The organism is Symbiopectobacterium sp. (assembly GCF_051710365.1).
Taxonomy (GTDB): Bacteria; Pseudomonadota; Gammaproteobacteria; order Enterobacterales; family Enterobacteriaceae; genus Symbiopectobacterium.
The window spans coordinates 1-11,508 of the sequence record NZ_JBPETA010000099.1; the positions used below are offsets into that span (position 1 = coordinate 1).

9 protein-coding genes and 3 pseudogenes are annotated in these 11,508 nt (G+C 50.0%); 11 read left to right on the forward strand and 1 reads right to left on the reverse strand.

From position 1 onward, the window contains the following. From ACTBDZ_RS10465 to ACTBDZ_RS10475, 3 genes and pseudogenes are all read left to right on the forward strand, one after another. Positions 1-69, forward strand: a pseudogene (locus tag ACTBDZ_RS10465) (surface-adhesin E family protein); the annotation flags it as partial. Between the two features lie 27 nt (positions 70-96). Then, a pseudogene (locus ACTBDZ_RS10470) lies at positions 97-972 on the forward strand (hypothetical protein); the annotation flags it as partial. 165 nt (positions 973-1,137) lie between these two features. Further along, positions 1,138-1,473, forward strand: a complete 336-nt coding sequence (locus ACTBDZ_RS10475; RefSeq protein ID WP_438815261.1) for a hypothetical protein — start codon at positions 1,138-1,140, stop codon at positions 1,471-1,473. A gap of 327 nt (positions 1,474-1,800) precedes the next feature. On the opposite strand, the gene icd is transcribed toward ACTBDZ_RS10475, so the two are convergent. Continuing rightward, positions 1,801-3,054, reverse strand: coding sequence for an NADP-dependent isocitrate dehydrogenase (icd, locus tag ACTBDZ_RS10480; RefSeq protein ID WP_438815262.1), 1,254 nt, complete (start codon positions 3,052-3,054; stop codon positions 1,801-1,803). Positions 3,055-3,185: 131 nt separating this feature from the next. Between icd and rluE the strand changes: the two genes are divergently transcribed. From rluE to ACTBDZ_RS10520, 8 genes and pseudogenes are all read left to right on the forward strand, one after another. Next, positions 3,186-3,833, forward strand: coding sequence for a 23S rRNA pseudouridine(2457) synthase RluE (gene rluE, locus ACTBDZ_RS10485; protein ID WP_438815268.1), 648 nt, complete (start codon positions 3,186-3,188; stop codon positions 3,831-3,833). Next, entirely contained in the window at positions 3,826-4,293 is a 468-nt protein-coding gene (locus ACTBDZ_RS10490; protein WP_438815263.1) for an NUDIX hydrolase, read from the forward strand. Before rluE ends, ACTBDZ_RS10490 begins: the two co-directional genes overlap by 8 nt. A gap of 106 nt (positions 4,294-4,399) precedes the next feature. Continuing rightward, on the forward strand, positions 4,400-5,506 hold the full coding sequence (gene mnmA / locus ACTBDZ_RS10495) for a tRNA 2-thiouridine(34) synthase MnmA (RefSeq protein ID WP_438815264.1): 1,107 nt from the start codon (positions 4,400-4,402) through the stop codon (positions 5,504-5,506). Between the two features lie 3 nt (positions 5,507-5,509). Continuing rightward, complete coding sequence (gene hflD, locus ACTBDZ_RS10500; RefSeq protein WP_438815265.1) at positions 5,510-6,136, forward strand: high frequency lysogenization protein HflD; 627 nt, start codon at positions 5,510-5,512, stop codon at positions 6,134-6,136. 148 nt (positions 6,137-6,284) lie between these two features. Next, positions 6,285-7,655: an adenylosuccinate lyase gene (gene purB / locus ACTBDZ_RS10505; RefSeq protein WP_438815266.1), complete on the forward strand. Its 1,371-nt coding sequence runs from the start codon at positions 6,285-6,287 to the stop codon at positions 7,653-7,655. A gap of 214 nt (positions 7,656-7,869) precedes the next feature. After that, positions 7,870-8,550, forward strand: coding sequence for a two-component system response regulator PhoP (gene phoP / locus ACTBDZ_RS10510; protein ID WP_438815267.1), 681 nt, complete (start codon positions 7,870-7,872; stop codon positions 8,548-8,550). Between the two features lie 2 nt (positions 8,551-8,552). After that, positions 8,553-9,989, forward strand: a pseudogene (gene phoQ, locus ACTBDZ_RS10515) (two-component system sensor histidine kinase PhoQ); the annotation flags it as partial. Between the two features lie 372 nt (positions 9,990-10,361). Continuing rightward, positions 10,362-11,195, forward strand: a complete 834-nt coding sequence (locus ACTBDZ_RS10520; RefSeq protein ID WP_438815269.1) for a ribosomal protein uL16 3-hydroxylase — start codon at positions 10,362-10,364, stop codon at positions 11,193-11,195. Positions 11,196-11,508: the final 313 nt, after the last annotated feature.

An 11,508-nucleotide genomic window follows, 5' to 3' on the forward strand; every position in this document is an offset into this window, starting at 1 on the left:
ATGGCGATGGTCAAAGCGCTTAACCGGATCACGCTATTAGGAATGCCGAACAGTATTCGCATCACGTAACAATCGACCCGATGGGGCACAGTCGTTACAAGTTCTGATTTATTCAACAAAGCCGCGTCTGCCATTATGGAGAGTAGCGACATTGGCGGTGCGCAGATCGTTTACAATTGGCGTTCACTTGAACCTGAGAAGAACAAATACGACTTCTCTCAGATTGAGAAGGATCTGGCTCGCCTTAAGGTAGCCAATAAAAAACTCTTCATCCAAATTCAGGACCGGTTTTTCGAACAAGATGCCCGGTACGTTCCTGATTATCTGATGAATGATGCCAGGTATGGTGGTGGGATATCGCCACAATTTGATAATCCTGGCGAAGGGAAGCCAATTGGGTCGGGTTGGGTGGCACGGCAATGGGATCCTGCTGTGCGTCAACGTTATCAGGCTTTGTTGGCAGCAATTGCAGAGCGTTTCGATGGCCAAGTCTATGGTGTGAACTTACCCGAAACAGCCATTGATCTTGACAAGAAAAATCTACCCAAGGGATTCTCCTGCGATAACTATTTCGCAGGAGAAATGGAAAATCTTACCTTTGCGCGAAAGGTCTTCGCCAAATCACACGTAGTACAATATGTCAATTTCTGGCCATGCGAATGGAACAACGACCACAACTACTACATGGGCAGACTGTTTGAGTTTGCCAGTACCAACAATATTAGACTTGGTGGCCCGGATATTGTTCCCCACCGCAAGGCGCAAATGAAGAACTCATATCAGTTCTTCAATAAATACAAAGGTAAACGGGCACTCATTGCCATGGCAGTACAGGAGCCGACCTTGACCTACAGGAACCCTAATACGGGTAAGCTATTTAGCAAGGATGAGTTTGTACAATTCGCAAAAGATTATCTCGGTGCAGATATCATTTTCTGGAGCACGACGTCTCCCTGGTTAGCTAAGAAATAGGTAACGGTCGCGAGATCATCCTGTAGGGTCTTTTACAGATAAAATCACAGCGCCCCTCGGACAAAAGCACTAATAACAAGCGTAAATTGTCGTGCAGATTGGTTCGAATGTTGCCGCCTTTGCACAGCGGAAATTTCTGGGGTTCCGGCGTAGAACCCCAATAACATGAAAGCGACAATTACAGCACTATCCGTTGAACGGGATGAATGGGGCTACTGGACACATCCAAAATATGAAGAGCTTTGTGCCGGGCGTGAATCTATTCCTACCGCTGAGTTTGATGAATGGATGCAAGCCAATGGCATGGATTGGGGTATTTCGTATCTGGAAACATATCCAAACGCTGAGGCTATCCGGGATCGTTATTTTGAAACCGGCGACCCTGATGTATCAGGCTGGAACCCAACTCCGCCAGAGGGTGAAGGTTGGTTTGTTGGCTCTATCCACGATACTGAGGATGGACCGGTTTGTATCCGGTTGAGTATCAAGGCGTTATCGTAGAACAACAGACAGCTGTTCATACATACAGTATTTTATCTTATACTCGCCTCGCAATTAACATCGAGGTATGCATGAGACACAAAGATTTGCTCGCGAGTGCTTTTTACAACGCACAACGCAGAGATGAGAGAAACCGGCTTGTAGCGTCAACGACTGACATTATCAAAGAGGCAAGGAAACTCTCAAGCAAAGAGATAGGGCCAGGCGAGATACGTGACTAAATCGACTGGTATGGACGTGGCTGGGTGATTCAGGAAGAAACACCAGCCAATAACAAAGTAAGGGGCCGAAATTGGCCCCTATTGTTAATCCATATTTAACAGTGGATTACATATTGTCGATAATATCCTGCGCAAACTCGCTACATTTCCGCAGCTTAGCGCCTTCCAGCTGACGTTCGAAATCGTAGGTCACGGTCTTGTTCTTGATAGCGCCTTCCATACCCTTAACAATTAGGTCGGCCGCTTCGAACCAGTGCATGTGGCGCAGCATCATTTCCGCAGAAAGAATGACTGAACCGGGGTTCACTTTATCCTGACCGGCATATTTCGGCGCTGTACCGTGAGTCGCTTCGAAAAGCGCGCATTCATCACCAATGTTGGCACCGGGCGCGATACCAATACCGCCGACCTGAGCAGCCAACGCATCGGAAATGTAGTCGCCGTTCAGGTTCATACAAGCGATAACGTCGTACTCCGCCGGACGCAGCAGAATCTGTTGCAGGAACGCATCGGCAATCACATCTTTGATGATAATGTCTTTGCCGCTGTTCGGGTTCTTGATTTTAACCCACGGCCCACCGTCGATCAGCTCACCGCCGAATTCGTCACGTGCCAACTGGTAGCCCCAGTCTTTAAACGCGCCTTCGGTGAATTTCATGATGTTGCCCTTGTGGACTAACGTCACAGATTCACGATCGTTGACGATAGCGTACTCAATGGCGGCACGCACCAAACGCTTTGTTCCCTCTTCAGAGCACGGCTTGATACCAATACCGCACTGTTGCGGGAAGCGGATCTTGCTCACACCCATCTCGTCACGCAGGAATTTGATCACCTTGTCAGCTTCAGCGGTACCGGCTTTCCACTCGATACCCGCATAAATGTCTTCGGAGTTTTCACGGAAGATCACCATGTCAGTCAGCTCAGGCTGTTTAACCGGGCTTGGTGTACCTTCGTAATAACGAACCGGACGCAGACAAATATAGAGATCCAGTTGTTGACGTAGAGCAACGTTCAGAGAACGGATACCGCCGCCGACAGGCGTAGTCAATGGGCCTTTGATGGCGACACGGTAATCACGAATCAAATCCAGCGTCTCTTCCGGCAACCAGACATCGCTGCCATACACTTGAGTGGATTTTTCACCGGTGTAGATTTCCATCCATGAGATAGCGCGTTTGCCGTCATAAGCTTTTTTCACTGCGGCATTAACAACATTGATCATCGCAGGAGTCACATCCACGCCGATACCGTCGCCTTCGATAAAGGGGATGATCGGATTATTAGGAACGTTCAGCTTACCTTGGGCATCAACAGTGATTTTTTGTCCGTCTGTTGGTACAACTACTTTGCTTTCCATTAACCTCTCCTTCGAGCGCAATTTTGTTAATGATTTGTAAGATGCGCGTCAATACTACTTGAATATTTTACCCGCGCCAATCGCAAACCATTTCGAGTATAATGCCTTTGTAACTCTCGGCTATAAAGATGATGAATAAATTCTCGGTTAAAAATCAAAACATTAAGCGATTCAGCTCGCAAACTTCGCGTAAACGCGCGGTTTCCACTGCGCCGCGCCGCATCGTTCTGTTCAACAAACCTTTTGACGTGCTTCCGCAGTTTACCGACGAAGCAGGCCGCACTACCCTGAAAGACTATATCCCTTTTCCTGATATTTATGCCGCAGGACGGTTGGATCGTGATAGCGAGGGTCTAATGATTCTCACTAATGACGGAAAACTGCAAGCCCGACTCACTCAACCGGGGAAAAAAACCGCGAAAATCTATTATGTTAAGGTAGAAGGCACCCCGACAGAAGCAGATTTGCAGCAATTTCGTCGCGGCTTGCCGTTGAAAGATGGCATGACATTGCCCGCAGGCGCAGAAATTGTTGCTTCCCCGGAGTGGCTATGGGCACACGTGCCGCCGATTCGCGAAAGGAAAACCGTTTCAGACAGTTGGCTAAAAATCACGCTGCATGAGGGGCGAAACCGTCAGGTTCGTCGCATGACAGCGCACATAGGCTATCCAACCCTACGCCTGATACGCTACGGTATGGCCAATCAGACACTGGACCATTTACCACCTGGCACCTGGCACCTGGCACCTGGCACCTGGAGAGAGATTCTTAATGTTTAAACCGCATGTTACCGTAGCCTGTGTGGTACAGGCTGAAAACCATTTTTTAATCGTTGAAGAAGAGATTCGCGGTAAAGTAACCTGGAACCAGCCCGCAGGGCACCTTGAGGCTAACGAAACATTGATTCAGGCGGCTCGACGCGAACTGTGGGAAGAAACCGGCATCAGTGCAGCACCGCAGGCTTTTCTGCGTCTTCACCAGTGGATTGCCCCCGACCAAACCCCGTTTCTGCGTTTTTGCTTTGCCATTGATCGCCCAGTAAGACTTCCAACCACCCCGCATGACAGCGATATCAGTTGCTGTCACTGGCTCAGCGCCGAGGAAATTCTGCATTCCACGCAGTTGCGATCGCCGCTGGTGGCAGAAAGTATTCGCTGCTATCAGACGACAGAACGCTATCCGCTCAGCCTGCTGGGAGCCTTTAACTGGCCTTTTGAAATGCCCAATGCGCAGGATTAGCCATGCAGCCCGGGCAACATCATGATAAAATATGCCGCTTGTTTTTCATGCTGACGCGTTGAAGTCCTTTGAGCCGCGCGTCAACACTTCAGTTCGTGAGACGCCCATGTCAGATAACAGCCAGAAAAAAATCATTGTCGGGATGTCCGGCGGTGTCGATTCTTCCGTTTCCGCCTACCTGTTACAGCAACAGGGCTATCAGGTTGAAGGCCTGTTCATGAAGAACTGGGAGGAAGACGATGACACGGAGTATTGCTCTGCCGCTACCGATCTGGCCGATGCGCAAGCCGTATGCGACAAATTGGGCATTGTGCTACACACCGTCAATTTTGCTGCGGAATATTGGGATAATGTTTTTGAACATTTTCTGGCGGAATACCGTGCGGGCCGCACGCCCAACCCCGATATTCTGTGTAACAAAGAGATAAAATTTAAAGCGTTTTTGGAGTTTGCCGCTGAAGATCTAGGGGCCGACTATATCGCTACCGGCCACTATGTTCGCCGCCATGACAGCGGCTGCGCCACGCGTCTGTTGCGCGGAAAAGACGGCAACAAAGATCAGAGTTATTTCCTTTACACGCTCAGCCACCAGCAAATCTCGCAAAGCCTGTTCCCGGTGGGAGAGCTGGAAAAACCTGAGGTGCGCCGTATCGCAGAACGCCTTGGTCTGGCAACCGCGCAGAAAAAAGATTCCACTGGTATCTGTTTTATCGGTGAACGCAAATTCCGAGATTTTCTGGCGCGCTACTTGCCTGCGCAGCCGGGACCTATCCTGTCCGTCGATGACGGCAAACCCATGGGGCAGCATCAGGGCTTGATGTACCACACGCTGGGACAGCGCAAAGGGCTGGGCATCGGCGGTGTCAAAGAGGGCAGCGAAGATCCCTGGTATGTGGTTGATAAAGACGTTGCGAATAATATTCTGTATGTTGCGCAAGGACACAATCATCCACGCCTGATGTCACAGGGACTTATCGCGCAACAGCTGCATTGGGTCGATCGCCAACCGCGCCTTGAACCTTTCCGCTGTGTCGTGAAAACGCGATATCGTCAGGAAGACATTCCCTGTACGGTAACCCCGCTGGATAGCGAACGCATCAGCGTTCGTTTTGATGTGCCGGTCGCTGCCGTCACACCGGGTCAATCCGCGGTGTTTTATCAGGGAGAGGTTTGCCTTGGCGGCGGCATCATCGAAGAACGAGTACAGGAGTAGCCTGTGGCTAAAAATTACCAGGACATCACGCTGGCTCTGGCGGGCGTTTGCCAATCTGCCCATCTGGTTCAACAGTTGGCGCACCATGGCCACTGTGATAATGACGTACTGCAAACCTCGCTCAACAGCCTGTTGGATATGAATCCCGGATCTACCGTGGCAGTATTCGGTGGCGATGAGCGTAACGTAAAGGTCGGATTGGAAACCTTGCTGGGTGTTTTAAACAGCAGCGCCAAGGGCGTAGGCGCAGAATTATCCCGCTATGCTTTTAGTTTGATTGCCCTTGAGCGCAAGTTAAGTGGCAATAGCGCAGCGCTCGACAAATTGGGTAACCGTATTAGCCAACTATCACGCCAACTCGAACATTTCGAGCTCATGTCAGAGACGATTATCAGCGCTCTGGCCGGGATTTATGTCGATGTCATCAGCGCACTGGGCCCGCGAATTCAGGTAACCTGTTCCCCGGAAGTGCTGAAAAATGCGCAGGTGCAGGCCAAAGTGCGCGCCGCGCTGCTGGCGGGTATCCGTGCGGCGGTACTGTGGCAACAGGTCGGTGGTGGACGTTTGCAACTGATGTTTTCTCGCGCTCGTTTGGTGAAAGAAGCCAAACAAATACTGGCCCGTTGTTAATCCATGGGCGGCCGCTTGCGAGATAAACAAACGGCGCTGAGGCCACCCATGCATCATCACAACACCTAAACGTTGCTGATGTTATCGTTTTTAATTTATGTGTTGTTAAACCTATACTTTGATAAATACACCCCAGGAGTTGCTTGCGATGGAATTATCCTCACTGACCGCCGTATCCCCAATTGATGGTCGCTACGGTGATAAAGTCAGCACGTTACGCGCTATTTTCAGTGAATTTGGTTTACTGAAATTTCGTGTGCAGGTTGAAGTCCGCTGGCTGCAAAAATTGGCAGCCTGTACAGAAATCAAGGAAGTTCCTGCATTTTACGCCGACGCAAACGCTTTCCTTGATAAAATTGTCGCAGAATTCAATGAAACTGACGCCGCACGTATCAAAACCATCGAACGCACGACCAATCATGATGTGAAAGCGGTCGAGTATTTTCTGAAAGAAAAAGTCGCGGCGGTCCCTAGCCTGCATGCGGTCAATGAATTTATCCATTTCGCCTGTACGTCAGAAGATATTAACAACCTGTCTCACGCCTTGATGCTGGATTGCGCACGCCGTGATGTCATTCTGCCGTTCTGGCGTCAAATTATTGGTGCCCTCAAGACGTTGGCACAGCAGTATCGCGACATTCCCCTGCTCTGCCGCACCCACGGCCAGCCCGCAACGCCGTCGACCATCGGCAAAGAGTTCGCCAACGTGGTTTACCGCATGGAGCGCCAATATCACCAACTGCAACAGTTCGAAATTCTTGGCAAAATCAATGGCGCAGTGGGTAACTACAACGCGCATTTGGCCGCTTATCCCACACTGGACTGGCACGCATTCAGCGAAAGCTTCGTCACCTCGCTGGGTATTCAGTGGAATCCCTACACCACGCAGATTGAACCGCACGACTACATCGCGGAACTTTTTGACTGCATAGCCCGCTTCAATACCATTCTGATCGATTTCGATCGGGATATCTGGGGTTATATCGCACTGAATCACTTCAAGCAGAAAACCATCGCGGGTGAAATTGGTTCTTCCACAATGCCGCACAAGGTGAACCCGATCGACTTCGAAAACTCCGAAGGCAATCTGGGACTGGCCAATGCCGTACTGGGCCATTTGGCAACCAAGTTGCCAGTGTCACGCTGGCAGCGTGATTTGACCGATTCCACCGTACTTCGTAACTTAGGTGTGGGTATCGGTTATGCGCTAATCGCTTATCAAGCAACCCTGAAAGGCATCAGCAAACTGGAAGTGAACCGCGACCGTCTGCTGGATGAGCTGGACAACAACTGGGAAGTGCTGGCTGAACCTATCCAAACGGTCATGCGCCGTTATGGTATTGAGAAGCCTTATGAGAAACTGAAAGAACTGACACGTGGAAAACGCGTTGACGGTGCAGGCATCCAGGCCTTTATTGACGGTCTCGAACTGCCTGAAGAAGAAAAAACACGCCTAAAAGCGATGACGCCATCAACCTATATTGGTCACGCGGTGACGCTGGTAGACACGTTAAAATAACGTGTAAGCACGAGGGGTAACAGTCCCTCGCGCCTGCTTTGCGATTGATTATTGGTTCGCGTTAGGCTTTTTCTCCATTCCCTCGACGTTTGTTTACATTTAGTTTACTGCGATTGTGGATAATTCACATCGCCACCGCCAATGCTCAATTCTGCTTTTTTGTTAGAATTAGGAGGCATAGCCCGGATCGTCTAGTTCAATGAAGGATAAAGTCATGCGCGTACTGGTTGTTGAAGATAATGTGTTGCTGCGCCATCACCTCACCGTTCAGATGAAAGAAATGGGCCATCAGGTTGATGCGGCTGCGGATGCTAAAGAAGCAGATTATTTCCTGCATGAACATGCCCCTGATATCGCTATTCTGGACTTGGGATTGCCCGTTGAAGATGGTATGACGCTGATTCGCCGTTGGCGCAATCAGCAAGTGAAGCTGCCCATTTTGGTGCTGACAGCACGAGAAAGTTGGCAGGATAAAGTCGCCGTACTTGAAGCCGGTGCTGATGACTACGTAACGAAACCCTTTCATCTTGAGGAAGTCGTTGCCCGAATGCAGGCGCTGATGCGACGTAACAGCGGCCTGGCTTCCCAGTTAATCAGTTTGCCACCGTTCGAAATTGATCTGTCGCGTCGTGAATTAATGGTGGCGGGTACGCCGATTAAGCTCACAGCATTTGAGTACACAATTATTGAGACGCTGATTCGTAACAACGGTAAGGTGGTCAGCAAGGAGTCACTCATGTTGCAACTTTATCCTGATGCAGAATTGCGTGAAAGCCACACTATTGATGTCTTGATGGGACGTTTGCGCAAAAAATTGCAACTGTTGTATGATGCCGACGTCATCACTACCGTGCGAGGCCAAGGCTATCGTTTTGATTTGGTCGCCTCTTCATAGCTATGCGTGTAAAAAGACTGCCATTCTCCTTACGTGTCCGTTTTCTGCTTGCTGCTGTCGCTATAGTGCTGGCCCTATCGCTGTCTTATGGGGCCATCGCTATTATTGGCTACAGCGTAAGTTTCGATAAAACGTCATTCCGTTTGCTGCGCGGTGAAAGCAACCTGTTTTACCGTCTGGCGCAGTGGAAGGATCATCAGCTTAGCGTCACCATGCCGTCCGACATGGATATCAGCTATCCCACTCTGGTGCTGATTTACGATCAGGACGGCAAAATTCTCTGGCGCGAACGCGAAGTACCGGAACTGGAAGCGCTGATCAAACCCGAGTGGCTGACAAAAACCGATTACCACGAACTTGATACCAACACCCAGACCTGCAGCGCGGTACTCAAAGGTGATGCTCAGGTCCTCAGCAAGCTGACCCGCTTTAGCAGCAAGGTAGAAGAAACTCCGTTCACCCACTCCATCGCCGTCAATACCTACCCGGCCACAGAAAATCTGCCCGCGTTAACCATTGTCGTGATTGATAAAATCCCCCAAGAACTGCAACAGGCAGATATGGTCTGGGAGTGGTTTAGCTATGTTTTTATCGCCAATTTACTGTTAGTGCTACCTTTACTCTGGCTCGCTGCCCACTGGAGTTTGCACCCGATCAAGACGCTGGCGGAACAGGTTGCCGATTTGGAAAATGGCACCCGCGAACAGCTTGATGAGAATCCACCGCGCGAACTTTATAGCCTGGTGCGCAACCTCAACATTCTGCTCAATAACGAACGTAAGCGTTATCAAAAATACCGCACGGCGCTAACTGATCTAACGCATAGCCTAAAAACACCTCTTGCCGTGCTACAAACCACATTACGTGCGCTGCGCACGGATAAAGAAGTGCATATCGAACAGGCAGAACCGGTGATGCTGGCGCAAATCAGCCGTATCTCACAACAGATAGGCTACTACCTGCATCGCGCGAGCATGCGTTATGAACACAATCTGCTGCTGCGTGAGGTGCACTCCGTTCCGGCATTGCTTGATGGCCTGTGTTCCGCACTGAACAAAGTGTATCAGCGTAAAGGCGTTGTCATCACGTTGGATATTTCCCCGGAATTAACCTTTGTCGGCGAAAAAAACGACTTTATGGAAGTGCTGGGTAACGTGCTCGACAACGCCTGTAAATACAGCCTTGAGTTTGTTGAAGTGAGCGCACAGTATTCGGACCATCGCCTGCATTTGCTGATCGACGATGATGGCCCCGGCATACTGCGCAGCCAACGTGAAATGATTTTCCAACGTGGTCAACGGGCGGATACGCTGCGCCCCGGTCAGGGCATTGGACTCTCCGTCGCGCTGGATATTATCGAGCAATACGAAGGGGAAATTATCATCACCGACAGTGTCCTTGGTGGTGCCCGCGTTGAAACCATTTTCGGCCGCCAGCATCCACATCCTGATTACCCTCGGCCTTGTTGTCATCACACTGCCGCTCTGTGCTGCAACTCCGACGCTGAAAGGGTTATACTCTTACAGCCCCCCTTTGTTGGAACACATGGTATGGATTATCAACTGAATCTCGATTGGCCATCTTTCATGGCGAATTACTGGCAAAAACGCCCTGTGGTGATCAAACAGGGTTTTATCGATTTCATCGATCCCATATCCCCCGATGAACTTGCCGGGCTGGCAATGGAAAACGAAGTTGACAGCCGTTTAGTCAGCCACGGTCCTTGCGACAGCTTTGACCATTTAGGTGAACACAACTGGTCCTTGCTGGTGCAGGCCGTTGACCATTGGCATGACGCCTCAGCGGCACTGATGCGCCCGTTTCGTCATATTCCCGACTGGCGTACCGATGATTTGATGATCTCATTCTCCGTACCGGGCGGCGGCGTAGGGCCGCATATCGACCAATATGACGTATTCATCATTCAGGGAACCGGTCAGCGCCGCTGGCGCGTCGGGGAAAAGATCCCCATGAAGCAGCACTGCCCTCACCCGGATCTTCTCCAGGTGGATCAGTTCGAGCCGATTATTGATGAGCTGATGTCTCCAGGCGATATTCTCTATATTCCGCCCGGCTTTCCCCATGAAGGCTATTCATTGGAAAATGCACTCAACTACTCGGTCGGCTTTCGTTCACCTAACGGGCGTGAACTCGTCAGCGGTTTTGCCGATTATGTACTGGCTCGTGAGTTGGGGAGCTATCTTTATAGCGATCCCGATATCCCTGAACGTGAACACCCGGCCACGGTATTGCCCCAGGAACTGGATGCACTGCAAAAAATGATGCTGGATCTGGTGCAGCAACCGAAACACTTCCAGCGTTGGTTTGGTGAGTTTATTACGCAATCGCGTCATGAGCTGGATATCGCGCCGCCAGAGCCGCCATATCAACCCGGTGAAGTTTACGAATTACTTCAGCAAGGGGCTGCTTTACGCCGGTTAAACGGATTACGCGTACTCTGCGTGGCAGAGCAGTGCTTTGTCAACGGTGAGTGCCTCGACACCCCACACCATAGCGCTGCACTCGCCCTGTCAGAGCAGTTGACGTTTGAAGGCAGTGTGTTGGGCGAAGCATTGGAAGATCCTTCCTTCCTGGCAAAATTGACGGTGTTCATTAACAGCGGCTATTGGTATTTTATGGATTAAATAATACTGTTATCCTCAGTTGATACCGGTCATTTTTAATGACCGGTATCAATATAAACCTCACATTTCCCTCATCAACAATATGTTTATTACTACAGTATCAACATCTAACTGATATACATCTATAAAAATAAAACGGTCCTTAAAGCCGTAATATATCCACCGCAATACAAGGTGAACAGTGTATTCATCCGTCATTCCGCACCTACTTTAAGAATAAATTCGACGGTATCGCTCGCCGAGAACATCAACGATGGTCTTGTGAATAGAATTGAGGTTGGATACTTGTGGTGGTCTGTCACCAATACTGAAC